This is a genomic window from Xanthomonas arboricola pv. guizotiae (assembly GCF_002940205.1).
Taxonomy (GTDB): Bacteria; Pseudomonadota; Gammaproteobacteria; order Xanthomonadales; family Xanthomonadaceae; genus Xanthomonas; species Xanthomonas arboricola_C.
Genome location: NZ_MDSK01000001.1, coordinates 285,477 through 309,861 on the forward strand (window position 1 = coordinate 285,477; position 24,385 = coordinate 309,861).

At 68.1% G+C, this 24,385-nt stretch carries 21 protein-coding genes and 1 other RNA gene; 7 read left to right on the plus strand and 15 right to left on the minus strand.

Annotation, left to right across the window (positions count from 1 at the left end):
- Positions 1–26: 26 nt before the first annotated feature.
- From XarbCFBP7408_RS01440 to mraZ, 11 genes are all read right to left on the minus strand, one after another.
- Positions 27–983 (minus strand): D-alanine--D-alanine ligase, encoded by a 957-nt coding sequence (locus XarbCFBP7408_RS01440; protein WP_104560710.1) that lies wholly within the window; start codon positions 981–983, stop codon positions 27–29.
- The gene (murC, locus tag XarbCFBP7408_RS01445; protein ID WP_016902185.1) at positions 980–2,413 is read right to left on the minus strand and encodes a UDP-N-acetylmuramate--L-alanine ligase; all 1,434 of its coding nucleotides are present in this window, start codon (positions 2,411–2,413) and stop codon (positions 980–982) included. The genes XarbCFBP7408_RS01440 and murC overlap by 4 nt, the downstream gene beginning before the upstream one ends.
- Positions 2,410–3,690 (minus strand): undecaprenyldiphospho-muramoylpentapeptide beta-N-acetylglucosaminyltransferase, encoded by a 1,281-nt coding sequence (murG, locus tag XarbCFBP7408_RS01450; protein WP_104560712.1) that lies wholly within the window; start codon positions 3,688–3,690, stop codon positions 2,410–2,412. Before murG ends, murC begins: the two co-directional genes overlap by 4 nt.
- Positions 3,687–5,066 carry a putative lipid II flippase FtsW gene (gene ftsW / locus XarbCFBP7408_RS01455; protein ID WP_104560714.1) on the minus strand — a complete coding sequence of 460 codons (1,380 nt, stop codon included), beginning with the start codon at positions 5,064–5,066 and terminating at the stop codon, positions 3,687–3,689. Before ftsW ends, murG begins: the two co-directional genes overlap by 4 nt.
- Entirely contained in the window at positions 5,066–6,151 is a 1,086-nt protein-coding gene (gene mraY, locus XarbCFBP7408_RS01460; RefSeq protein WP_016903082.1) for a phospho-N-acetylmuramoyl-pentapeptide-transferase, read from the minus strand. Before mraY ends, ftsW begins: the two co-directional genes overlap by 1 nt.
- Positions 6,141–7,634 (minus strand): UDP-N-acetylmuramoyl-tripeptide--D-alanyl-D-alanine ligase, encoded by a 1,494-nt coding sequence (locus XarbCFBP7408_RS01465; RefSeq protein WP_104560716.1) that lies wholly within the window; start codon positions 7,632–7,634, stop codon positions 6,141–6,143. Before XarbCFBP7408_RS01465 ends, mraY begins: the two co-directional genes overlap by 11 nt.
- Positions 7,631–9,106 (minus strand): UDP-N-acetylmuramoyl-L-alanyl-D-glutamate--2,6-diaminopimelate ligase, encoded by a 1,476-nt coding sequence (locus XarbCFBP7408_RS01470; RefSeq protein WP_181106142.1) that lies wholly within the window; start codon positions 9,104–9,106, stop codon positions 7,631–7,633. Before XarbCFBP7408_RS01470 ends, XarbCFBP7408_RS01465 begins: the two co-directional genes overlap by 4 nt.
- An 8-nt stretch (positions 9,107–9,114) precedes the next feature.
- The gene (locus tag XarbCFBP7408_RS01475; protein WP_104560720.1) at positions 9,115–10,983 is read right to left on the minus strand and encodes a peptidoglycan D,D-transpeptidase FtsI family protein; all 1,869 of its coding nucleotides are present in this window, start codon (positions 10,981–10,983) and stop codon (positions 9,115–9,117) included.
- A gap of 139 nt (positions 10,984–11,122) precedes the next feature.
- The gene (gene ftsL / locus XarbCFBP7408_RS01480; protein ID WP_005991913.1) at positions 11,123–11,386 is read right to left on the minus strand and encodes a cell division protein FtsL; all 264 of its coding nucleotides are present in this window, start codon (positions 11,384–11,386) and stop codon (positions 11,123–11,125) included.
- Positions 11,383–12,441: a 16S rRNA (cytosine(1402)-N(4))-methyltransferase RsmH gene (gene rsmH / locus XarbCFBP7408_RS01485; RefSeq protein WP_181106140.1), complete on the minus strand. Its 1,059-nt coding sequence runs from the start codon at positions 12,439–12,441 to the stop codon at positions 11,383–11,385. The genes ftsL and rsmH overlap by 4 nt, the downstream gene beginning before the upstream one ends.
- Positions 12,442–12,455: 14 nt before the next feature.
- Positions 12,456–12,911 (minus strand): division/cell wall cluster transcriptional repressor MraZ, encoded by a 456-nt coding sequence (gene mraZ, locus XarbCFBP7408_RS01490; RefSeq protein WP_010367651.1) that lies wholly within the window; start codon positions 12,909–12,911, stop codon positions 12,456–12,458.
- Positions 12,912–13,225: 314 nt separating this feature from the next.
- Between mraZ and XarbCFBP7408_RS01495 the strand changes: the two genes are divergently transcribed.
- From XarbCFBP7408_RS01495 to XarbCFBP7408_RS01505, 3 genes are read left to right on the plus strand one after another with little or no spacing between them, the layout of a single operon-like run.
- A complete protein-coding gene (locus tag XarbCFBP7408_RS01495; RefSeq protein ID WP_104560722.1) occupies positions 13,226–14,005 on the plus strand; it encodes an NRDE family protein in 780 nt (259 codons plus the stop codon).
- 48 nt (positions 14,006–14,053) lie between these two features.
- Positions 14,054–14,305, plus strand: a complete 252-nt coding sequence (locus XarbCFBP7408_RS01500) for a type II toxin-antitoxin system CcdA family antitoxin (RefSeq protein WP_104560724.1) — start codon at positions 14,054–14,056, stop codon at positions 14,303–14,305.
- Positions 14,302–14,619, plus strand: a complete 318-nt coding sequence (locus tag XarbCFBP7408_RS01505; protein WP_104560726.1) for a CcdB family protein — start codon at positions 14,302–14,304, stop codon at positions 14,617–14,619. The genes XarbCFBP7408_RS01500 and XarbCFBP7408_RS01505 overlap by 4 nt, the downstream gene beginning before the upstream one ends.
- Positions 14,620–15,256: 637 nt before the next feature.
- On the opposite strand, the gene rnpB is transcribed toward XarbCFBP7408_RS01505, so the two are convergent.
- Both rnpB and rsmI read right to left on the minus strand, forming a co-directional pair.
- Positions 15,257–15,684, minus strand: an RNA gene (gene rnpB / locus XarbCFBP7408_RS01510) — RNase P RNA component class A.
- A gap of 164 nt (positions 15,685–15,848) precedes the next feature.
- On the minus strand, positions 15,849–16,670 hold the full coding sequence (gene rsmI / locus XarbCFBP7408_RS01515; RefSeq protein WP_039523544.1) for a 16S rRNA (cytidine(1402)-2'-O)-methyltransferase: 822 nt from the start codon (positions 16,668–16,670) through the stop codon (positions 15,849–15,851).
- Positions 16,671–16,752: 82 nt separating this feature from the next.
- On the opposite strand from rsmI, the gene XarbCFBP7408_RS01520 reads away from it, so the two are divergent.
- From XarbCFBP7408_RS01520 to XarbCFBP7408_RS01535, 4 genes are read left to right on the plus strand one after another with little or no spacing between them, the layout of a single operon-like run.
- On the plus strand, positions 16,753–18,483 hold the full coding sequence (locus tag XarbCFBP7408_RS01520) for a penicillin-binding protein activator (protein ID WP_104560728.1): 1,731 nt from the start codon (positions 16,753–16,755) through the stop codon (positions 18,481–18,483).
- 4 nt (positions 18,484–18,487) lie between these two features.
- Positions 18,488–18,856: a YraN family protein gene (locus tag XarbCFBP7408_RS01525; protein ID WP_104560730.1), complete on the plus strand. Its 369-nt coding sequence runs from the start codon at positions 18,488–18,490 to the stop codon at positions 18,854–18,856.
- A 19-nt stretch (positions 18,857–18,875) separates the two neighbouring features.
- Positions 18,876–19,415 (plus strand): metal-dependent hydrolase, encoded by a 540-nt coding sequence (locus XarbCFBP7408_RS01530; RefSeq protein ID WP_104560732.1) that lies wholly within the window; start codon positions 18,876–18,878, stop codon positions 19,413–19,415.
- Positions 19,412–20,797, plus strand: coding sequence for an FAD-binding oxidoreductase (locus XarbCFBP7408_RS01535; protein WP_104560734.1), 1,386 nt, complete (start codon positions 19,412–19,414; stop codon positions 20,795–20,797). Before XarbCFBP7408_RS01530 ends, XarbCFBP7408_RS01535 begins: the two co-directional genes overlap by 4 nt.
- A gap of 168 nt (positions 20,798–20,965) precedes the next feature.
- On the opposite strand, the gene XarbCFBP7408_RS01545 is transcribed toward XarbCFBP7408_RS01535, so the two are convergent.
- Positions 20,966–21,682: a response regulator gene (locus XarbCFBP7408_RS01545; protein WP_104560738.1), complete on the minus strand. Its 717-nt coding sequence runs from the start codon at positions 21,680–21,682 to the stop codon at positions 20,966–20,968.
- Positions 21,672–24,332, minus strand: coding sequence for a sensor histidine kinase (locus tag XarbCFBP7408_RS01550; protein WP_104560740.1), 2,661 nt, complete (start codon positions 24,330–24,332; stop codon positions 21,672–21,674). Before XarbCFBP7408_RS01550 ends, XarbCFBP7408_RS01545 begins: the two co-directional genes overlap by 11 nt.
- Between the last annotated feature and the right edge of the window lie 53 nt (positions 24,333–24,385).

Genomic DNA, 24,385 nt, shown 5'->3' on the forward strand with positions numbered 1-24,385 from the left:
CGATTCCCGATTCCCCATTCCCGGCGTCATAGCGTCTGCTCCAGCACGCGCCAGACCAGTCCTTCGAAATCGATGCCGAGCTGGCGCGCGGCCTTGGGCACCAGCGAGTGGCTGGTCATGCCGGGGGCGGTGTTCACTTCGAGCAGATACAGCTGGCCGCTGCTGCCATCGCGCATCACGTCCACGCGGCCCCAGCCACGGCACCCGGCAGCGCGGAACGCGTCCAGCGCGAGCTGGCGGATCTGCGCTTCAGCCTCGCCTTCCAGGCCCGGGCACAGATACTGCGTGTCGTCGGCAATGTACTTGGCGTTGTAGTCGTACCACTGGCCCTTGGGGACGATGCGGATGGACGGCAGCGCGGTGTCGCCGAGCACGGCCACGGTGAGTTCGTCGCCTTCGATCAGTTGCTCCATCAGCAGCGCGCCGTCGTAGCGCGCCGCCAGCAGCACGGCTTGTTCGAGCTGGGCCTGGTCGAATACGCGGCTGATGCCCACGCTGGAGCCTTCGTTGGCCGGCTTGACGATCACCGGCAAGCCGATCTGCCGCGCGGCGGCCTGGATGTCGTCGGCGCTGGCACCGGCGGCCAGGCGCGCATAGCGCGGCGTGGACAGGCCCAGCGACAGCCACACCTGCTTGGTGCGGATCTTGTCCATGCTCAACGCCGAACCCAGCACGTTGGAGCCGGTGTACGGCACCTTGAAGGCTTCCATCAGGCCTTGCACGATGCCGTCTTCGCCGCCGCCGTTATGGCCGTGCAGCACATTGAAGACGCGATCGAAGCGTTTTTCGACCAGGGCCTGCGCCAGGGCCGGAATGCCGTCGACCGGCTGCGCGTCGACACCGCGCGCGCGCAGTGCGTCGAGCACGTTGCTGCCGGAGTTCAACGACACTTCGCGCTCGGACGAGGTACCGCCGAGCAGCACGGCGACGCGGCCGAACGCGGCCGGATCGCTGGTACGTGCGTTGGGAATCACCGCGCTCATGCGCTCGCTCCGGTGAAACCGTTGTTGATGATGTGCTGCGCGACATAGCCGATATCGCCGGCGCCCATCATCAGCAACAGATCGCCGTCCTGCAGCACGTCCGGCAGCACTTCGGCCAGCCCGGAAATCTGCCCGACCACCACCGGTTCGCTGCGGCCGCGCGCACGGATCGCACGCGCAAGCGCGCGCGCATCGGCGCCCGGAATCGGCGCTTCGCCGGCCGGATAGACCTCGCTCAGCACCAGCGCATCGACGGTGCTCAGCACCGCGGCGAAGGCATCGAATTGATCGCGGGTACGGCTGTAGCGATGCGGCTGGAATGCCACCACCAGGCGCTTGTCCGGCCAGCCGCCACGGGCGGCGGCGAACACCGCTTCCAGCTCGCGCGGATGGTGGCCGTAGTCGTCGACCACGCGCACGCGCGCACCGGTACTGGTGGTGACTTCGCCCAGGTCGTTGAAGCGGCGGCCGATGCCGGCGAAGTTTTCCAGCGCACGCGCGATGGTCTCCGGCGCCACGCCCAGCTGCCAGCCGATCGCAGCGGCCGCCAGTGCGTTGAGCACGTTGTGGCGGCCCGGCAAGGCCAGCGTCACCGGGGTGGTGGTGCCTTCGGGCAGACGCAGCGTGAAGCGCATGCGCGGGCCATCCTGCACCACGTCTTCGGCGCGTACGTCGGCGTTTTCGCTCATGCCGTAGCTCATCACGTGGCGCGGCGTCTTGCCGGCCAGCGCGGCCACTTCCGGGTCGTCGATGCACAGCAATGCCAGGCCGTAGAACGGCAGGCGCTGCAGGAACTCGGCGAAGGCGGCCTGGATGCGTGCAAAATCGTTGCCGTAGTTTTCCAGGTGATCCGAATCGATGTTGGTGATCACCGCCATCAGCGGATTCAGGCGCAGGAAGCTGCCATCGCTCTCGTCGGCCTCGGCGACCAGCCATTGGCCGCCACCGAGTTTTGCGTTGGCACCGGCGGCCAGCAGTTGGCCACCGATGACGAAGGTCGGATCCAGCCCGCCCTCACTCAGCACTGCTGCGGCCAGGCTGGTGGTGGTGGTCTTGCCGTGCGTGCCGGCCACCGCAATGCCGCGACGGAAGCGCATCAGCTCGGCCAGCATCGCCGCACGCGGCATGATCGGAATGCGCTGGCTGCGCGCTTCCATCAGCTCGGGGTTGTCTTCGCGGATCGCGCTGGAGACCACCACGCAATCGGTGCCCAGCACGTTGGCCGCCGAATGGCCGCGCATCACCCGCGCACCCAGCTTGGCCAGCCGACGCGTCGCCACGTTATCGGAGTTGTCCGAACCGGAGACTTCATAGCCCAGCGTCAGCATCACCTCGGCAATACCACTCATGCCGGTGCCGCCGATACCGACGAAATGCACGCGCGGAAACGCCCGCACCAGATCGCCACTGTCCTGCAGACGGCGGATCACACGGCACCTCCGGTGGAGGTGCGAATCGGGAATCGGGAATCGGGAATCGTGTAAAGCGAGGCACCTGCGGCGTTGAGCGCCTGACCGGTGCGCTTGTTTTCTTGCATCACTGTCTGTTCCTGCAATTGTTCTGAGCTCCGCCCATTCCCCATTCCCGATTCACCACTCCCTGCTTCCTGAAGAATGATGTCGGCGATGCGCTCGGCGGCGTCCGGCTTGGCCAGGGTGCGGGCGGCCTGGGCCATCGCCAGGCGGCGGGCGGGGTCGGCGAGCAGGGTCTGCAAGACCTGCTGCAGGCGCGCGGCCAGGGTGTCGTCCTGCTTGAGCAGCACGGCGGCATCGGCGCCGACCAGGTATTCGGCATTGCGGGTCTGGTGGTCGTCCACCGCGGCGGCGAAGGGCACCAGCACGCTGCCGACGCCGGCGGCGCACAGTTCGGCCAGCGTGGAGGCACCGGCGCGGCACACGACCAGGTCGGCCCAGGCGTAGGCGGCGGCCATGTCGGCGATGAAGGGTTCGACGCTGGCGTTGACGCCCGCCTGTGCATAGGAGGCTTCGGCTTCGGCGCGCAGCTTTTCGCCGCACTGATGGCGCACCTCGACATCCGGGTGACCGAGCGCGGCCAGTGCAGCGGGCACGGCCTGGTTCAAGGCGCGTGCGCCCTGGCTGCCACCGAGCACCAGCACGCGTACGGCATTGCCACGGCCGAGCAGACGCGTGGCCGGCGCGGGAAGCGCCGCGATTTCCGCACGCACCGGGTTGCCCACCGCTTCTTCGCCGGCAAAGCTGCCCGGGAAACCGGTCAACACACGGCGCGCAAACCGCGACAACACCTTGTTGGTCATGCCGGGCGCGCGGTTCTGCTCATGCACCAGCAACGGCACCCCGAGCAGCCGCGCTGCCAGGCCGCCCGGGCCGGCCGCAAAGCCGCCGAAACTGATCACCGCACGCGGCTGACGCTTGCGCAGCACGAAGCCGGCGGCACGCACCGCGCGCATCACCCGCACCGGCGCGCCAAGCAACTTCACCAGGCCCTTGCCGCGCAGGCCGCTGATGGCCAGCGTGTCGAGTTGAATCTCGTGCTGCGGCACCAGCCGGGTTTCCATCGCGCCATCGGCGCCCAGCCAGGTCACCGGCACGCCACGCGCGCGCAGCACCTTGGCCACGGCCAGACCCGGGAAGATGTGCCCGCCGGTGCCGCCAGCCAGAATCATCACTGGTCGAATCCCCGCACCTGGATATGCGGGCGTTTGCGCGGGAGTCGCATGAGCGCTCATGCAATCCTCCCGAAGGTCGGTTCCACGCGCGGCTGCATGCGGCTGGTGCCGCGCAGGAACTCGGACGCATGCGCAGACGTCGCCGAGGCTGCAGCAACCGGTGCCGGGGCGGGCGCGGCGGCAACCGGCTCGCGCTGCGGCTTGCGCGCAGGCGCGTAGGCCGGCGCGGCCGATTCCACCACCTGTTCGGCCGGCTCGGCCGACGGCGCGCCCGTACCCTGCGGCGACAACTTGCTGCGCAGGCGCTCGGCACGATCCATTTCGTAGGACACGCGCAGCAGCAGGCCCATCGCCACGCAGGTCATCAGCACCGACGAACCGCCGGAGGAAATCAACGGTAGGGTCAGGCCCTTGGTCGGCAGAATCCCCAGGTTCACCCCCACGGAGACGAAGCTCTGCAGGCTGATCCACAAGCCGATGCCGAAGGCGATGTAGCCGGAGAAGTGACGCTTCATTTCCACGCAGCGCATGCCCAGCCAGAACGCGCGGCCGACCAGCAGCGCGTACAGCGAGATCACACCGCACACGCCGACAAAGCCGAGTTCTTCGGCAATCACCGAGAAGATGAAGTCGGTATGCGCTTCAGGCAGATAGTTGAGCTTCTGCACCGAGGCGCCCAGGCCCACGCCGGTCCACTGGCCGCGGCCGACCGCCATCAAGGCGTTGGACAGCTGGTAGCCGGAGCCGAGCTGGTCGGCCCACGGGTCCAGGAACGAAGTGATGCGACGCAGCCGGTACGGCTCCAGGATCGCGATGAAGGCGAACACCGGCAGGCCGAACACGATCGGCATCGACATGCGCGGCAGGTTCACCCCGCCCAGCACCAGCATGCCGGCGGTGATCGCCAGCAGCAGCGTGGACGAGCCGAAGTCCGGCTGCATCAGCAGCAGGCCGACCAGTGCGATCGCCACGCCCAGCGGCTTGAGCATCGCCGGCCAGGTCGCATTGACCTCGTCGCGGAAGCGCACCAGATAGCTGGACAGCCACACGATGTAGAGCACCTTGACCGCTTCGACGGTCTGGAATTTCGACACGCCCAGGTTGATCCAGCGCTTGGCGCCGTTGACGCTGCTGCCCAGGCCGGGCACGAACACCACCATCAGCAGGCCGAAGCAGGCCAGCAGCAACACCTGGTTGTACTGCTCGATGGTCTTGAGCTCGGTGCGCATCGCCCAGAACGCCAGGCCAATACCAATCCCCAGGAACAACAGGTGGCGAGTCAGGTAATAGAACGGATTGTCGGACAGCTCGATCGAGCTGGAGGCCACCATCACCACGCCCAGCGAGGCGAGCGTGGCCGCGGCGCCGAGCAGCCACGGGTCGTAGCGGCCGCCGATGGCGTCCAGTCGCGTGGCCTGGCGGGACATGTCGTTCATCAGCGCACCTTCAACGTGGCAAGGCCGATCAGCACCAGCACCACCGAAATGATCCAGAAGCGCACGATCACGCGCGGCTCCGGCCAGCCCTTGAGTTCGAAGTGGTGATGGATCGGCGCCATGCGGAACACGCGCTTGCCGGTCAGCTTGAAGCTGGCGACCTGGATCATCACCGACAGCGTTTCGATCACGAACACCCCGCCCATGATCACCAGCACCAGCTCCTGGCGCACGATCACCGCGATGGTGCCGAGCACCGCGCCCAGCGACAGCGCGCCGATATCACCCATGAACACCATGGCCGGATAGGTGTTGAACCACAGAAAGCCCAGGCCTGCGCCGGCGATCGCCGAGCAGATGATGATCAGCTCGCCGGCCCCGGGAATCAGCGGGATTTTCAGGTATTCGGCAAACACCACGTTGCCCGAGGCGTAGGCGAACACGCCCAGCGCACAGGCCACCAGCACGGTCGGCATGATCGCCAGGCCGTCCAGGCCGTCGGTGAGGTTGACCGCGTTGGAGAAGCCGACGATCCAGAAATAGGCGATCACCACGAAGCTCACGCCGGCCAGCGGCAGCGCGATCGACTTGAACATCGGGATGTAGAAGGTGATCGCGGCCGGCACGTCGGCGGTGTAGTACAGGAACAGGCCCGCGGCCAGGCCGAAGATCGACTGCAGCAGATACTTCCAGCGCGACTTCAGGCCATTGGGATCGCGGCGCACGATTTTGATCCAGTCGTCGTACCAGCCGATCGCACCGAAACAGACCATCACCGCCAGCACCAACCATACGTAACGGTTGCGCAGGTCGCCCCACAGCAGCACCGACAAGGTCACCGTCAGCAGGATCAGCGAGCCGCCCATGGTCGGGGTGCCGGCCTTGGAGAAATGCGTCTGCGGGCCGTCCTGGCGGATCGGCTGGCCACCCTTGAACTGGGCCAGCTTGCGGATCACCGCCGGGCCCATCCACAGCGACAGGAATAGCGCGGTCAGCGCGGCCAGGATGCCGCGGAAGGTCAGATAGTTGAACAGCCCGAACAGGCTCTCCAGTTGCTGCAGCCAACGCGCCAGCTCAAGCAGCATGGGATGCGTCCTCCGCCGGTGCGAGCAGCGCGGCGACGATGCGGTCCATGGCGCTGCCACGGGAGCCTTTCACCAGCAGCGTGGGCGGGGTTTGCGCCGTGGTGGCGGCAGTCTGCGCCGCCGCACCGGTGTGTTCGTACATCGAAGAAGATTCCTGCGTTTGGGTCGGCGAAACGGCGAGCTGCGCCAGATCCGCCTGCAAGGCCGCGATCAACGCGGCATGGGTGGCGAACACGCGGCCGCCCTCGCCGAACGCCTGTGCGGCGGCGGCACTGAGCTCGCCCAGCGCGTACAGGCGCTGCAGCTTGGCCGCGCGCGCGCGACGTCCGGCGGCGGCATGCAGGGCCGCGCCTTCCGGGCCGAGTTCACGCATGTCGCCGAGCACCAGCCAGCCTTCGCCAGGCGCAGCGGCCAGGGTGTCGATGGCGGCATCCAGCGAGCCGGGGTTGGCGTTGTAACTGTCGTCGATCAGCACCGCGCCGCCAGGCAGGGCGTGGGTGATCTGACGACCGGCCACAGGGCGCACCTGCGCCAGGCCGGCGGCGATGATCGGCAGGGCGATGCCCGCACCCAAGGCCAGGCCGGCCGCGGCCAGCGCGTTGAGCACGTTGTGGCGGCCCGGCAACGGCAGCGCGATCTGCGCCTGGCCGTGCGGGGTCACCAGGGTGAATTGCGCGCCACTGGCCTGCAGCCGCAAGCCATGCGCGGTGATCTCGGCACTGGCCTGCAGGCCGTAGCGCAACACGCGGCGGCCCGGCACCTGCTGCGCATGCAGTTGCTGCGCGAACCAGGCACCGAAAGCATCGTCGGCATTGATCACCGCCACGCCATCGGCCGGCAATGCAGCGTAGATGGCGCCCTTGGTGCGGGCGACGCCGAGCAGGCTGCCCAGGCGCTCCAGATGCGCGGGCGCGATGTTGTTGACCAGCGCGACATGCGGCTGCGCGATCTCGGTGAGGTAGGCGATATCGCCCGGCTTGCCGGCGCCCATTTCGTAGATCGCAAAATCCGCATCGTCGGGCGCGGCAATCACGGCCAGCGGCAAACCGATCTCGTTGTTGCGGTTACCCGGCGTGGCGTACACGGTGGTGCCGTCCACGCGCCCGGCTTCCTGCAGGATCGACAACAGCAGCGCCTTGACGCTGGTCTTGCCGTTGGAGCCGGTCAAGGCGATCACCCGCGTGGCGCGGTCGCGCTGCATGCCGGCAGCAATACGCGCCAACGCCAGCTCGGTGTTGTCCACGACCACCTGCGGCACGCTCAGCGCAGGCAGCAGACGCTCTACCAGCAAACCGCTGGCACCGCGCGCAACCGCGTCGGCAGCAAAGTCGTGTCCATCGAAACGCTCGCCGCGCAGCGCCACATACAGGCTGCCGTTGGCAAGCGTGCGGGTGTCGTTGCCGACCGCATCGATCATGGCATCATCGCCGTGCAGCTCGCCGCCAGCCCAATGGGCAATCAACGACAGCGGAGTGAGCTTCATGCGCGCACCCCCAGCACGGTGCGCGGCAGCAGCGCCTGCGCAGCGACAGTGGCATCGTCGAAGGCATGCCGCACGCCGGCCACTTCCTGATACGGCTCGTGGCCCTTGCCGGCGATCAACACGATGTCCGACGCGCTGGCCATGCCGATCGCCTGATGGATCGCGGCGGCGCGGTCGCGCTGCACGATGGCCGCATCCGGGCGCGCGAAGCCGCGCAGGATGTCGGCCACGATCACATCGCCATCTTCGCCGCGCGGGTTGTCGTCGGTGACGATCGCCACGTCGGCATTGACCTCGGCAATGGCCGCCATCTGCGGGCGCTTGCCGGTGTCGCGCTCGCCACCACAACCGAACACGCAGATCAGCCGGTCCTGTGCATGCGAACGCAGGCTGCTCAGCGCCTGCTCCAGCGCGTCGGGCGTGTGTGCGTAGTCGACCACCACCAGCGGTGCGCCATGCGCGCCGCCGAGGCGATTCATGCGGCCGTGGATCGGTTGCAACCGACCGAGCACTTCGGCGATCTGCGCCGGCGCGATCTCCAGCGCAGACAATGCACCGGCTACGGCCAGCAGGTTGTCCACGTTGAAGCGGCCCAGCAGCGGCGAGTGCACCGGATGCACTTCGCCGTGGATATTCAAAGCGAAGTTGATGCCGTTGTGGTCCAGCTGCAATGCCTGCGCGCTCACGCTGGCGTCGGCCTGCGCGCGCGAGCTCACGCCGATCGCGCGCAGTGCGGGGGCGAGCGAAGCAAACAGCGTGCGACCGAAGGCGTCGTCCAGATTCACCACCGCCGCTTTCAAGCCAGCACGGGTGAACAGCTTGGCCTTGGCCGCGCCGTACTGCGCCATGTCGCCGTGGTAATCGAGATGGTCGCGGGTGAGATTGGTGAACACCGCCACGTCGAAATGCACCGCGTCCACGCGGCCCTGATCGAGCGCGTGCGAGCTGACTTCCATCGCCACGGCTTGCGCGCCGTCATCGCGCAACTGCGCCAGCAATGCGTGCGTGGGTAGCACCAGCGGGGTGGTGAATCCGGTCGGCACGGCGTTGCCGTACAGGCCGACACCCAGCGTGCCGAGCGTGCCGGTGGGCGTGCCGAGCAGCGTCAAGGCCTGCGCCAGCAGCTGCACGGTGGAGGTCTTGCCGTTGGTGCCGGTGACGCCGACCATGCGCATCGCGTGCGACGGCCGACCATGAAATGTATCGGCCATCTCGCCCAGGCGCGCACGCAAGCCGGGCACGGCAATCGCATCGGCCGGGACCGGCAGGCCGTCGGGCGCCGGCGGCTCGAACAACACCGCCACTGCGCCATTGGCGCGCGCCTGTTCGACAAAGCCCAGGCCATGCGCACCGAAGCCGGCGATCGCCACGAACGCATCGCCCGCGCGCACCGCACGGCTATCCATCACCAGACCGGACACCTGCACCTCGTGCGCAAGCGCCACGTCCGGCAGCAACTGCGAAAGCGCCATGCTGCGGCTCACTGGCGGCTCTCCTGCAACGGTGCAGGCTGGGCTGGCGCGGCGGCTGGCGCAGGTGCCAGTGCGGTCGGAATGCCGGCCGACACTTCGTCCACCGGATCCGGCACCAGGGCCGGATCCAGATCGGCCGGTTGCGGCTTCACGACGGGTTGGCCCGTCTTGCCGGCAGCCTGCGCGGCCAGCCACGACTGGATATCGTCCGGCGGCACGTCCATCAAGCGCAGCGCACCTTCCATCACGCGGTGGAACACCGGCGCCGACACCAGACCGCCGTAGTACACCTTGCCCTGCGGATCGTTGATCACGATGACCGTGGCAAAGCGCGGGCGCGTGGCCGGCACCAGGCCGGCGAACAGCGCGTTGTAATGCCCGCGCTCGTAGCCGTTGGCGCCGTTCTTGCGCGCGGTACCGGTCTTGCCGGCCACGTGATAGCCCAGGATCGCCGCGCCCTTGGCGCCGCCCTGGGTGACCACGGTTTCCATCATGTCGATGACCTGGCGCGCCACGTCCGGCGTGACCACCTGGCGGGTGTCGTTGTGCTGGCCACGCACGAAGGTCGGCGGGGTCAGCTTGCCGCCGTTGCCCAGCGTGGCGTAGGCCTGCGCGATCTGCAGCGGCGTCACCGACAGGCCGTAGCCGTAGGACATGGTGGTCTTGGACGGGCCGCTCCAGCGCGCCGGCTGCAGCACCACGCCGGCCGATTCGCCGGGAAAACCGCTGTGCGGCGCAGCGCCATAACCGAAGTTGCGGATCGACTGATAGAAGGTCTGGTCCGGCACCTTGGCGGCGATCTTGGCCGCGCCGATGTTGGAGCTGCGGGTGATCACGCCGGTGACGTTGAGCACGCCGTTGTTGCGCGGCACATCGCGGATGGTGAAGCGCCCCACCGACATGTAGCCGGGGTTGGTGTCGATGACCGTGTCCTTGGTCACCACGCCGGCGGTCAGCGCGGTGGCCACGGTCAGCGGCTTCATCGTCGAGCCCGGCTCGACCAGATCGGTGACCGCGCGGTTGCGGCGCGCCGACGGGTTGATGCCGGTGACCGCATTGGGGTTGTAGGTGGGCAGGTTGACCATCGCCAGCACTTCGCCGGTGGCCACATCCATCACCACCATCGACCCGCCGGCCGCATTGTTTTCGACCAGTGCGTTGCGCAGCTCCTTGTAGGCCAGGAACTGGATGCGGCGGTCGATGCTCAGCGTCAGGTCCTTGCCCGGCTGCGCCGCACGCACCAGGTCCACGCTCTCCACGATCGCACCGCGCGCATCGCGCACCACTTTCTTGGAACCCGGCTTGCCGCGCAGCCATTCGTCGAAGGCCAGCTCCAGGCCTTCCTGGCCGCGGTCGTCGATATTGGTGAAGCCCAGCACGTGGGCCATCGCCTCGCCTTGCGGATAGAAGCGACGGAACTCGCGCTGCGAGAACACACCGGGGATCTTCAGATCGACGATGGCATGCGCCTTGTCCGGGTTGATCCGGCGCTGCAGGTACATGAATTCCTTGCCGGCCTTCTGCGCCAGCTTGGCGTTCAACTCGTCCAGCGGCTGGCCGAGCGCCTTGGCCAGCTCGGGGATGCGGTCCGGGTTGCGCAGCAGTTCCTGCGGATTGACCCAGATCGATTCCACCGGCGTGGACACCGCCAGCGGCTCGCCGTTGCGGTCGGTGATCATGCCGCGCGAGGTGGCGATCGGCAGTTCGCGCAGGTAGCGCGCTTCGCCCTGACGCTGGTAGAAATCGCGGTTGACCAGCTGCACGAACGCCGCCCGGCCGATCAGCGTCACCGAGCACAGGCCCAGCGCGATGCCGACCAGCGTCAGGCGGCCACGCAGGTTGAAGTTGCTGCGCGCGCGGTTGCGGCCGGCCTTCATTCCGCACCCCCGTGTGCGCCACCCTGCGGGCAGCGACGCCGTGCAAAGCGGCTGTCCTGCCGTTTTGTCATGAACGCAACTGCATATGCGCCACCCTGCGGGCGGCTACGCCGTGCAAAGCGGCTGTGCTGCCGTTCGCTCATGGGCGCACCACCACGATGTCGTTGGTCTCCGGGAACTTCATCCCGATGCGCGCACGCGCAACCTGATCCACGCGATTGCTTTCCGCCCAGGTGGCCTGCTCCAGCTGCAGCCGGCCGAATTCGATATTCAATTCATCGCGCGTGTGCTCGAGCTTGGACAACTGCACGAACAGCTTGCGATGCATGTGGCGCATGTACACGACCCCGATCGCCGAGGCGATGCTGCAGGCAAGCAGCACGATGAGCAGCAGGCGGCTCATGCGGCGTCTCCGTTCGGAGACGCCGGGAGTCGGGATTCGGGATTCGGGAATCGGAAAGCAGCGGCACTGTTGCCTTTGCCCATTCCCGATTCCCCATTCCCCATTCCCAGCTTTTCAGCCACCCGCAACACGGCGCTGCGGGCGCGCGGGTTGACGCTCAGTTCGGCGTCGTCGGCCTTGATGGCGCCGCTGATCAGCTGCAGCGTCGGCACGAACGGCTGCGCTTCGGGCAGGCGGCGGTTGCTCGGCGGGGCCTTGGCGTAGCGGGCCATGAACTGCTTGACGATGCGGTCTTCCAGCGAATGGAAACTGATCACCGCCAGGCGGCCGCCGGGCTTGAGCGCGCCCAGCGCGGCATCCAGGCCGGCTTCCAGATCGTCCAGCTCGCGGTTGATATAGATGCGGATCGCCTGAAAGCTGCGGGTGGCCGGATGGGTCTTGCTGTCGCCGCGCGGCATTACCGAGGCGATCAGCTCGGCCAGCTGCGCGGTGCGCAGCAGCGGCTGTTCGGCGCGGCGCGCCACGATGGCGCGCGCGATGCGGCGGCTCTGGCGCTCTTCGCCATAGGTCCACAGCACGTCGGCGATGTCCCGGTCGCTGGCATGCGCCAGCCACTCGGCCGCGCTCTGGCCGGCGTCCGGATCCATGCGCATGTCCAGCGGGCCGTCCTTGCCGAAGCTGAAACCGCGCCCGGCCACGTCCAGCTGTGGCGAGGACACGCCCAGATCCAGCAGGATGCCGTCGACGGTTGCCGCAGCGACCACCTGGCCGAGGCCGGCGAAGCTGCCGCGATGGATGGACACGCGCGCATCGTCACCGAACGACTGTTCGGCCACGGCGATCGCGTCGGGGTCCTTGTCCATCACCAGCAGTCGGCCTCCCGGGCCAAGATGTTGCAGCACGCCACGGGCGTGTCCGCCACGCCCGAACGTGCCATCGAGATAGGTTCCGTTTTCGATCACCTGCAGGCCCTCAAGAACCTGCGTGTACAGCACCGGCACATGGGCCGCCGGTGGCTGCGACACCGGGTGACCGGGCTGCGCTTCACCGCGCATCCGGGCACCCCGGCTCACAACCTGAGATCGAGCAATTCATCGCCCAGATCCCCGTCAGACAATGTCTGCTGGATCAGTGCGCGATGTGCCTGCTCGCTCCAGAGTTCGAATTTGTCGCCCATGCCCAGCAGCACGGCCTTCTTCTCGATGCCGACCGCATTGCGGTGGCTGGCCGGGATGCTCAGACGGCCATTGGCGTCCAGCTCCAGCACTGCGGAAGAACCCACCAGTTTCTGCTGCAGCGTGCGGACCACGCGCTGGGTATTGGGCTTGGACATCACATCGTCACGCACCCGCTCCCACTCCTTTTCCGCGTACAGCCACAGGCATCCGGCTTCGAACGGGTTGTAGGTGAGTACCAGGCGGTTGCCGCTGACACGCGTGACCAGGTCGCGGTACGCGGTTGGCACCGCCATCCGCCCCTTGTCGTCCACCGTGATGGCAGTCTCGCCTTGAAACACCGAATGCAACCTCGAATACCCGCTGGGGGATCATTGAACCACGAAAAACCACAAAACACCTGGTTTTCCCTCCGTTGCCCACCTTAGCAGCGCGTCAAAGGTTGTCAACAACTTTGGAGGTCACAAATCGCCAGTCGCATCAATGAGTTGCAGCACTCTTTAGAGACTTGTTCAAAGGTTATCCACAAGTTGCTGTTTCATCTCATATTTTGAGATTGAACGAAAATTCAGGGGCGTGAAGGCCATGTAAACCCGACCGCAGTCTCACTTCACACTGCGCCAGCTGCACATGGTCGTTGCGCAAATGGGCGACAATCGGCGCCATGTGCCTGGTCGCCCTTGCCTGGAAAACCCACCCACGCTGGCGCCTGCTGCTGGCGGGCAACCGCGATGAGTTCCACGACCGGCCGACCGCTGCGCTGGCGCGCTGGCCGGCACCCTCCGACGGCGTGCTGGCGGGCCGCGACCTGCGCTCTGGCGGCAGTTGGGTGGGGCTGGGCAGCGACGGTCGCGCCGCGGTGGTGACCAATGTGCGCGACCCGCTCGCCAGCGCATCCGGCCGCTCGCGCGGACACCTCATTGCCGACTACCTGGCCGGCAGCCTGGACGCGGCCGTGTACGCCGACGACCTGGCAGCGGCCGCGCACCAATTCCCGCCATTCAATCTATTGCTGTGCGACGCCGAGCGCTGCGAACACCTCAGCAATCACCCGCCGTTGGCGCGCAGCTTGGCGCCCGGCATCCACGGCATGTCCAACGGCCCGCTGGATGCGCACTGGCCCAAGACGGCCGCGCTGACTGCGGCCCTGCACGACTGGTGCGCCACGCGCAGCGAGGACCTGCAGCCGCTATGGACCGCCCTGGGCAGCCCCGCCATCGCGCCCGACGCCGCCCTGCCCCACACCGGCGTGGACCTGCCCACCGAACGCCTGCTCTCGGCCGCCTTCATCACCGGACCCAGCTACGGCACCCGCGCCAGCACCATCGTCGCGGTGGACCACCAGGGCAGTGGCTTCATCCACGAACGCCGCTTTGGCTCCGCCGGGATCTTCCAGGGCGAAACGCGGCTGGAGATCCCCTGGGATATCCCGGGATCGCGTTGACAATCCAGATTCATGCGCATAGCGTGCGCATAACCTGGGAGCCAACGCATGAACCGCTACTACGATGTTTCTGCGCAGAAGAAGCCACTGAACCTGACCATCAATGCCGACCTGGTCTCGCAAGCCCGCGCGATGACCGGCAATCTCTCGGCAAAGGTCGAAGAGTTGCTGGCCGATTACGTCACCAATGAACGCGACAGCCACAGCGCAAGAGCGCTTGAGCTGCAACGCGCCGCGAGCGAATGGAAAGCCTTCACTGAAACGTACGGCTCCTTCGCCGACGAGTTCTCCACGCTATGACCGACCAGTTCGATGTCTACGCCAATGTCGGCCAGAACAGGAACATCCCGTACGTGGTCGTCGTCCAGTCAAAGATCTTCGACGCCTCCCCCCGCCGCGTGATCGCGCCGCTGGTCATCAAGTCCAGCCACTCTCCGACCCCCTCACGCTTCACCCCGGAACTCACCGTGGCCGGCCAACGCGTCATCCTGCAACCCCTGGAAATGACCTCGGTGCCGTTAGCCGTTCTCAACACACCGGCAGGCACATTGAAGGAGCAAGGCCAGATCATCATCGACGCCCTGGACGAGCTGTTCACCCGCTCGTTCGGCTAGTACGGGGACACGGCCGCAGGCAGTTTGCCCCTACGCAGACGTTGCGTGATGCCTGCCCCCATCCGCCCTTCGGGCACCTTCCCCCGCACGCGGTGGAAGGGAGTCGATGCGGGGCGCGAGCCCCTCGGCCAGCCGTCTACCTGCAAGCCCCCTTGAGTCAAGGAGGCGCGGCGACAGCCGCGGGGTTCTGGCATGCCATGGAGCGGGACCCGCGTTTTGTACCGCCAACGGCGGTACGAAGCGTGGGCGCCTTCTTGGGGCGAACGCCCAAAGAAGGCAGCAAACAGCCGCAGGGTTCTGGCATGCCACGGAGCGGGCCGCGCTTTCGTGACGCCGCAGGCGTTGCGCGATGCCTGCCCCCATCCGCCCTTCGGGCACCTTCCCCCGCATGCGGTGGAAGGGAGTCGATGCGGGGCGCGAGCCCCTCGGCCAGCCGTCTACCTGCAAGCCCCCTTGAGTCAAGGAGGCGCGGCGACAGCCGCGGGGTTCTGGCATGCCATGGAGGGGCGAACGCCCAAAGAAGGCAGCAAACAGCCGCAGAGTTCTGGCATGCCATGGAGCGGGACCCGCGTTTTGTACCGCCAACGGCGGTACGAAGCGTGGGCGCCTTAAGCTTTGGGCGATGCCCAAAGCAAGGCGGCGGAGCCGGCCGGTAAGCCGGGTTCTGTCGTGGACAGTCATTCGTCTAGGCGCTACGTCACCGCAGCGCTCAAGCAACCTACCCGGATCCAGCGCGGGCCACGCCAATGGATCCCTATTTGGTCTTGCTCCAGGTGGGGTTTGCCGTGCCGGTCCGTTACCGGACTCGCGGTGCGCTCTTACCGCACCATTTCACCCTTACCGGCCCCTCGCCACCCCTCTGCGGCCTCCGAACGCACTTGGCGATGCTTATGCATCGCCGACACGTTTCAGTGGCGGCAGAGGGGTGACGAGGGACGTAGGCGGTATCTTTCTGTTGCACTTTCCGTCGGCTTGCGCCGCCCAGGCGTTACCTGGCACCTTGCCCTGTGGAGCCCGGACTTTCCTCGGCACTCTTGCGAGTGACGCGACTGTCTGGCCGACTCCGCCGGGGCGCACTATACGCTATCGCCACCGTGCAGAACGGCGCAACGCTGCCAGCCCCGCCATCGCCGGTAAGCCCGCAATTGCCCGTAGGAGCGCACCCGGGCGCGAGAGGCCCTACCGAGAAAAATCCCAGTGCACGTCACCCTGCTCCTGCAGCAGCACACCTAGCCGCCATACAAGGCCTTGCGCGGCGCACCGGTCAGCTCGGCGGCGAGCTTGGCGGCGGTGGACGGCGGCAGGTGTTCGGCGAGCTTGGCGTAGACGCGGCGGCCTTCGGCCAGTTGGCCTTCGGCGGCGTCGGCGGCGCCCTGCACCATCACCACGAACTCGCCCTTGCGCTGGTTGTCGTCGGCTTCGACCCTGGCCTGCAGCTCGGCCAGGGTGCCGTCGAGCACGGTTTCGAACAGCTTGGTCAGCTCGCGGGCGATCACCGCCGGGCGCTCGTCGCCGAAGGCCCCGCGCAGGTCGGCCAGCGACTCGACGATGCGGTGCGAGGACTCGTAGAACACCAGGGTGCGGGTTTCGCCGGCCAGGTGCGCCAGGCGCTCGCGGCGGGCGGCGCTCTTGGCCGGCAAAAAGCCCTCGAAGCCGAAACGGTCGCTGGGCAGGCCGGCCACGCTGAGCGCGGCGATGGCGGCGCAGGCGCCCGGCACCGGGCTGACCCGGATTCCGGCCGCGCGCGCGGCGCGCACCAGCTTGAAGCCGGGGTCGCTGACCAGCGGGGTGCCGGCGTCGCTGACGATGGCCAGCGACTCGCCCTCGCGCAGGCGCGCGACGATGCGCTCGGACATGGCTTCTTCATTGTGGTCGTGCAGGGCCAGCAGCGGGCGGTCGATGCCGAAATGGCCGAGCAGCTGGCGGGTATGGCGGGTGTCTTCGGCGCAGATCGCGGCCACGCCACGCAGCACTTCCTGCGCGCGCGGCGACAGGTCGGCCAGGTTGCCGATCGGCGTGGCGACCACGTGCAGGGTTCCGGGGGACGTCATCGACGGTATTCCGTAGGGCAAAGGGTAGAATCGTAGCGTTTTTAACGGTCCGCCCCGGCGGCCCCTGTCCAATGGATCTGAAATGAACAAGCGTGTTGCAAGGATCTCCGCCCTGTCGCTGATGGTGATGCTGGCCGCCGGTTGCGCCACCAGCAGCGTGACCCAGACCGCCTCGCCGACCCAGAGCGCGGCGCTGGCGTTGCTGGACCAGGGCAAGCCGCGCGAGGCGGCGCAGCAACTGGAAGCCGAGGCCGCCGGCGCCAGCGGTGTGCAGCGCAGCCGCCTGCTGGCGGCAGCCGCGTTCGGCTGGCACGACGCCGGCGACGATGCGCGTGCGCGCACGCTGCTGGCGCAGGTGACCCCGCGCCATCTCAGCGGCGAGGAGCGCGCCCGCTTCGCGCTGCTCACCGGCGAGCTGGCGGTGATCGACAAGCAGGCCGCGCAGGCGCTGCAGGCCCTGGGCGACAGCCCGCAAGGCCTGCCGCAGCCGCTGCAGACCCGCTGGCTGCTGGCACGCGCCGCCGCACTGGAAGGCACCGGCGACCTGTTCGGGGCCGCCGCCGACCGCGCACGCGCCGATGCCAGCCTGACCGGCACCGCGCGCAGCGAGAACCAGCGCGCGATCGTGCGCCTGCTCGCCGCACTCGACGACGCCACGCTGAAGGGCCGCACCGCGGCACTGCCGGCGGGCGACCCGCTGTACAACTTCGCCGGCCGTGCCTTGATCAGCCGCGGACTGGCGCTGCCGCGCGCGTTCGAGCGCGACGCGCAATGGGGCTTTGACACCAGCAAGCGCCCGCCGGCCGAACGCGATGGCTATCGCCCGCCGGTCAAACTGGGCGTGCTGCTGCCGCTCAGCGGCAGCCTGGCCACCGCCGCGGCGCCGGTGCGCGACGGCCTGCTGGCCGGCTACTACGCCGAAACCCGCCGCCGCCCGGAACTGCGCTTCTTCGACACCGCCGGCACCGCCGCCGGCGCCAATGCCGCCTACGACAAGGCGGTGAACGCCGGGGTCGATTACGTGGTCGGCCCGCTGGGTCGCGACGAGGTCAGCGCGGTGTTCGCACGCGGCCAGCTGGCGGTGCCGGTGCTGGCGCTCAACCGCCCCACCGACAACAAGGCGCCGCCCAGCGGCAGCGCCGGCTTCTCGCTGGCGCCGGAAGACGACGGCATCATGGCCGCCGAATACCTGCTCGCGCGCGAGCGCCGCAACGTGTTGATCGTCGGCACCAGCGACGACAACGGCAAGCGCACCATCAAGGCCTTCCGCGACCGCTTCAGCGAACGCGGCGGCAGCGTCGCCGGCAGCATCAGCGTGGCCGAGGTTCCGGGCGACATCGGTGCACAGCTGCGCAATTACGGTACGGCCGATGCGGTGTTCCTGGCGGTGCGCGGCAACACCGCGCGCGCGCTGGCGCCGCAACTGGCCCTGAGCGGATTCGCCGGCAAGTCGCGCGTGGGCACCTCGCAGCTGGTGGCCGGCACCGGCAAGGTCGAGGACGACCTGGCCCTGGACGGCATCGTCTACCCGAGCGAAACCTGGACCGCGCTGGGCGTGTCCGGGCTGCCGGCCTCCACCCAGGTCGCCAGCACGCTGCCCAGCGCACGCGGACCCGGCGCGCGCCTGTTCGCGTTCGGCTACGACGCCTGGAAGATCAGCGCGTACCTGGAAAAACTCGCCACCGGCACCGATGGCGGCCTGCGTGGCGCCACCGGCACCCTGCACCTGGATGGCTTTGGCAATGTGCTGCGCACGCCGGCCTGGTCCACCTTCAACGGTGGCCGCCCGGTGCCGATCGCCGACGGCCGTTGACGCCATGCCGGCAGCGCGCCAGCAGCGCGGTGCGGCGGTGGAAGCGGCCGCACGCGCGCTGCTGGAGCAGGCCGGGTTGCGGCTGGTGGCGGGCAATGCCAACTACCGCGGCGGCGAACTGGACCTGGTGATGCGCGACGGCCAGGCGCTGGTGTTCGTGGAAGTGCGCTATCGCCGCGACAACCGCTTCGGCGGCGGCGCGGCATCGGTGGATGCGCGCAAGCGCCGCAAACTGGTGCTGGCCGCGCAATTGTTCCTTGCCTATCACCCGGCGCTGGCGACCTTGCCGTGCCGCTTCGATGTGGTGGAAGCCAGCGGCGAGCCGGTGGTGCTGAACTGGATCCGCGACGCCTTCCGCGCCGACGATTGCTGACGACGACGACCCACGCGCGATGCCGACCATCATCACCCATGCCGCGGTGCCGCTGGCGCTCTGGTGCGCGAGTGAACGCGGCCGCCTGTCGCCGCGCCTGCTCGGTGCCGGCATCGTCGCGGCGATGTTGCCCGATGCCGATGTGCTGGCGTTCGCGTTGCATGTTCCGTATGCGGATGCGTTCGGCCATCGCGGTGCCAGCCACTCGTTGCTGTTTGCCGGGCTGATCGCGCTGCTGGGTGGTGTTGCGCATCGCCTGTTGCGTGAGGACGCACTGCAGGCAGCAGCGTTCTTGTTCGTCTGCGCCGCATCGCATCCATTGCTGGATGCGATGACCTCCGGTGGCCTGGGCGTTGCACTGACCTGGCCCTGGAGCGAGGCGCGCTGGTTCGCGCCATGGCGGCCGATTCGCGTGTCGCCTTTCGCCAACGGCTTCTTCAATGCGCGCGGCCTTGCCACGCTGCTCTCCGAGCTGCGCTGGGTCTGGCTGCCGTTCACCGTCGCCATGCTGGCGTGGACATGCATCCAGCGCGCGACACCACAGGATCGTGTGTCATGACCGATATACTTCCCACCGCGCTGGCCGACCTGTTGGCCGCGCGTCTTGGCGCCGACGGCTGGTTGACCGGCGACGATGCGCGGCGCCGCTATGGCGAGGACGATTCGCGCCGCTGGGCGTTGCCCGCCGCCGTCGCCTTGCCGCGCGATACCGAGGATGTGGTGGCGATCGTGCAGGCCTGCCGCGCGCATGGCGTGCCGATCGTGGCGCGCGGCGCCGGCACCGGCACCACCGGTGCGGCGGTGCCATTTTCCGGCGGCGTGGTGGTGTCGATGGCGCATATGAATCGCATCGTTGCGCTGCGCCCGGAAGACCGCTGCGCGGTGGTGCAACCGGGCCTGCTCAATGGCGACCTGCAACACGCACTGCAGCCGCATGGATTGTTCTGGCCACCGGATCCGTCCAGCGCGGACATCTGCAGCGTCGGCGGCAACCTGGCCACCAATGCCGGCGGCCCGCGCGCGGTGAAGTACGGCGCTACCCGCGACAACGTGCTCGGCCTGGTCGCTGTGACCGGCAGCGGCGAGGTGATCCGCTGCGGCGGTGCGTACACGAAAAATTCCACCGGCTACGACCTGACGCATCTGCTGGTCGGCAGCGAAGGCACCCTGGCGATCATCGTCGAGGCGACCTTGAAGCTGACCCCGCGCGCAGTCGCACAGGCCGGCCTGCGCGCGCTGTACCGCGATGCGGCCAGCGCCGCGGCGGGGGTGTCGCGCATCATGGCGCAACCGACCACGCCGACCATGCTGGAATTCATGGATGCCAGCGCGATCGCGCTGCTGCGCCGCAACGGCAGCGATGTGCCCGAGGCTGGCGCAATGCTGCTGATCGAAGCCGATGGCGATCACGACACCCTGCCCTACGCATTGCAGGCCCTGCACGATGCCGCCGATGGCGAGGGCGTGCTGAGCCTGGACGTGGCCGCCGATGGCAGCGCGCGCGACAGGTTGTGGGCCGCGCGGCGTGCGCTGTCGCCGGCCTTGCGCACGATCAAGCCGGGCAAGATCAACGAGGACGTGGTGGTGCCGGTCTCGCGCATCCCCGCACTGGTGGCCGGCGTGGAAGCGCTTGCGGCCGAATTCGCCTTGCCCATCGTCGCCTTCGGCCATGCCGGCAACGGCAACCTGCACGTCAACATCATGTACGACCCGGCCGATGCCGACGAAGACACGCGCGCGCATGCCGCATTGCCGCGCCTGTTTGCGCTGGTGCTGGCGCTGGAAGGCACGCTCTCCGGCGAGCACGGCATCGGCGTGGCCAAGCGCGACTTCATGGCCCAGGCCTTCAGCGCAGCGACACTGGCGGCGATGCGCGCGATCAAGGCCGCACTGGATCCGGACGGGATCCTGAATCCGGGCAAGGTGCTGCCACCGCTCTAGGGAAGCTCTGAACAACTCCTCGATAGACTTCTGATCGACGCCTGAGGTTGGAGCCATCACGCGTAAGTGATTGATTTTCAGCAACGGAGATTGTCGTGATCAAGCGAAATCCCAAGTTCGCTCGCAACGCCAAGAGTTGTTCAGAGGTTCCCTAGTGGCGTTGTCGCCTCAGCGCGTCACCCCGATAAAGCGCAAACCCACGCCCGGTTCGGTGACGATGTAATGCGGGTCGGCGGCATCGTCGTGCAGTTTCTGGCGCAGCTTGCCGACCAGGATGCGCAGGTAGTGGGTGTCTTCTTCGTGGGTGGGGCCCCACACTTCGCGCAGCAGCTGCGGTTGGGTGACCACGCGGCCGGCGTGCTTGAGCAGCAGTGCGAGCAAGGCGTATTCCTTGCGGCTCAAGGGCACCGCCTCGCCATCGAGGGTGACCTCGCGCAGGCCCAGATGGATATGCAGGCGGCCATCGTCGAACACGCTCTCTTCCGCCGTGCTGCCGGCGCCAGCCTGACGCAGCAGCGCGCGGATGCGCGCCATCAATTCCTGCACACCGAACGGTTTGGTGACGTAATCGTTGGCGCCCGCATCGAGCGCGGCGACCTTTTCGGTTTCGCCGGCGCGCACGGTGAGCATGATCACCGGCACGTTGGACCACTGGCGGATCTCGCGCAGGACGTCGTGGCCATCGCGATCGGGCAGGCCGATGTCCAGCACCACAAGTTCGGCGCCCTGCCCGGCCAGCAGCGCCAGGCCTTCTTCGGCGGTGCCGGCCTGCAGCACGCGGTAGCCCTGCGCACGCAGGCTGATGTCGAGAAAACGGCGGATCTGCGGCTCGTCGTCGACGATCAGCACGCGGGCGGGCGGGATGGCAGTGAGGTCAGTCGGCATCGGGGCGAGGTGGCGCGGCAGGAACGAGCAACGGCAGCGTAATGCGGATCGTGGTGCCGTGACCATGCGCACCTGCCAAGGCCTCCACGCTGCCGCCGTGCGCGCCGATCATGCCCTGGCAGATGGCAAGGCCCAGGCCGGTGCCGTTGCGCCCGCGGTCGCCGCGCTCCACGCTGTAGAACATGTCGAAGATGCGCGCGCGTTCGTCTTCGGGAATGCCCGGGCCCTGGTCGCCGATGTCGATCTGCAGCGCGCCGGCACGCAGCTGCGCGTGCACGGTCACCGGCACGCCGGCTGGCGAAAATTTCGCCGCATTTTCCAGCACGTTGAAGATGGCCTGTTCGACCAGCGCCGGGTGTACCCAGATCGCCGGCAGGTCGGCAACCAGGTCCAGCTGCAGACGCACGTCCGGCTGGTAGCGCTGCAGGCGCCGCGTGGCCGAGCCGATCAACTCGTCCACCCCGATCCAGTCGCGGTTCAAGGTCAGCCCGGTGTGGCCGAGCCGGGTCATGTCGAGCAGGTTCTGGATGTAGCGATCCAGCCGCTCGCCTTCGAGCTGGATGGTATCGAGCAGGCTATGGCGGTCGTGCGCGTCCATCGCGTCGCCATAGCTGGCCAGGCTGCTGGCCGAACCGATCATCGAAGCCAGCGGCGAGCGCAGATCGTGCGACACCGACGACAGCAACGCCGAACGCAGGCGCTCGGTTTCGCCGCTGACGCGTGCGCCTTCCAGATCGGCGACCAGGCGCGTGCGCAACGCGGCCTGGCCGATGTCTTCCACCATCGCTTCGGCCAGGCGGCGCTGCTCCAGCCCGGGCCGTTGCACGGCCTGACGAAAGCGCAGCGCGGCCACGCCCAGGGTGCCGCGCTCATGGCGCACCGGCAGGCACCACCATTGCGCGCCGGCCAGGGTATCGGTGAAGCGGCCGGCCGGTTGGCCGTGGCGCTGGGTCCAGTCTGCGGCGTTGCGATCGAGTGCACCGAAGCTGCTGGGCGCATCGCTTTCGCGTTGTTCCAGGCGCAGCCAGACGTCGGCGTCCAGCGCGGTGGTCAACGCGCGACGTCCGGCTTCCAGTACCTGGCCCAGATCGGCGGCAGTGCTGAGCTGGCGGGCCAGCGCCTGCAAGGCGTTGGCGTGCGCATTGGCCGCGCGCAAGGCCAGCACCTGACTGCGCAGACGCGAGGCTAGCCGGCCGGCGACCAGCGCCGCGATCAGGAACAGGCACACCGTCACCACGCCCTGGCGCGCGCTGATGTGCAGGGTGAAACGCGGTTCGATGAAGAAGAAGTTGTAGGCGACAAAACTCAGCAGCGCGGCGATCACCGCGGCGGCCATGCGCGTGCGCGAGGCCACCAGCACCACCGCGACGATGAACACCATCGACAGGTCGTCGATGTCGGTCCAGCGCTGGATCACCCACGCCACCGCGACCGCGGCAGCGGCGGCGATCGCCGCGAAGGCCAGGTCGTAACGCTGCAGCCACTGGCGCGGATTGCGCCAACGCTGGCGTGCGCGTGCGCGCGCATCGGCGGAGCTGACGATGACCAGTTCGTAATGCGCGCCTCGCTGCAGCAGTTGCTGGGTCAGCGTGCGGTTGAACATGCGCGCCAGCGGGCGTTCGCGGGTGCGCCCCAGCACCAGCGTGGACACGCCGTTTTGCGCGGCGAAATCCAGCAACGCCTCGGCGACGTTGGCGCCGTGCAGCAGCGCGGTATCGCCCCCCAGGCGGCGTGTCAGTGCGAACGCGCGGTCGATCTCCAGCTGCCAGGCGGCGTCGGCCACGGTGCGCGTCTGCACGGTGACCACCGTCCACGGCGCATCGCGCCGTTCGGACAACCGCCGCGCCACCCGCACCAGATAATCCGAGCTGCCACGCCCATCGATGGCCACCACCACGCGGCGGCGCAACGCGGCGGTGCCGGGCAGGCCGCGCGCGGCCTGGGTGTCGCGCAGATCGCTGTCGACGCGGTCGGCCGCGGTCTGCATCGCCAATTCGCGCAATGCGGTGAGGTTGGAGGGCGAAAAAAACACCTGCAAGGCCTGCGTCGCCTGCTCGGGCAGATACACCTTGCCCTGCTGCAGGCGCTCGATCAGCTCGCGCGGCGGCAGGTCCACCAGCACGATGTCGCGCAGGCGGTCGAACACCGCATCGGGCACGGTTTCGGACACGCGCACGCCGGTGATGCGCAGCACGATGTCGTTGAGGCTTTCCAGGTGCTGGATGTTGACCGTGGTATAGACATCGATGCCGGCATCGAGCAGTTCGACGATGTCCTGCCAGCGCCGCTCGTGGCGGCTGCCCGGCACGTTGCGGTGGGCCAGCTCGTCGATCAGCGCCAGCCGTGGTTTGCGCGCCAGCAGTGCATCCAGATCCAGTTCCTCGAGCATGCGGCCCTGGTAACTCACGCGGGCGCGCGGCAGCAGCGGCAAGCCCTCCAGCAGCGCGGCGGTTTCGCCACGCCCATGGGTTTCCACCACCCCGGCCACCACGTCCATGCCCTGGCGCAGGCGCTCGCGCGCGCGCGACAGCATGGCGTAGGTCTTGCCCACCCCGGGCGCTGCGCCCAGAAACACGGTCAGGCGCCCGCCATGTTCGCGCTGCAGTTCGCCGATCAGCGCGTCGGCTTGTTGGGTGCGGGCGTCAATCATGGAGGCCGGGATTGGGGAAGCGGGATTGGGGATTGGGGATTGGTGCAGCCTAC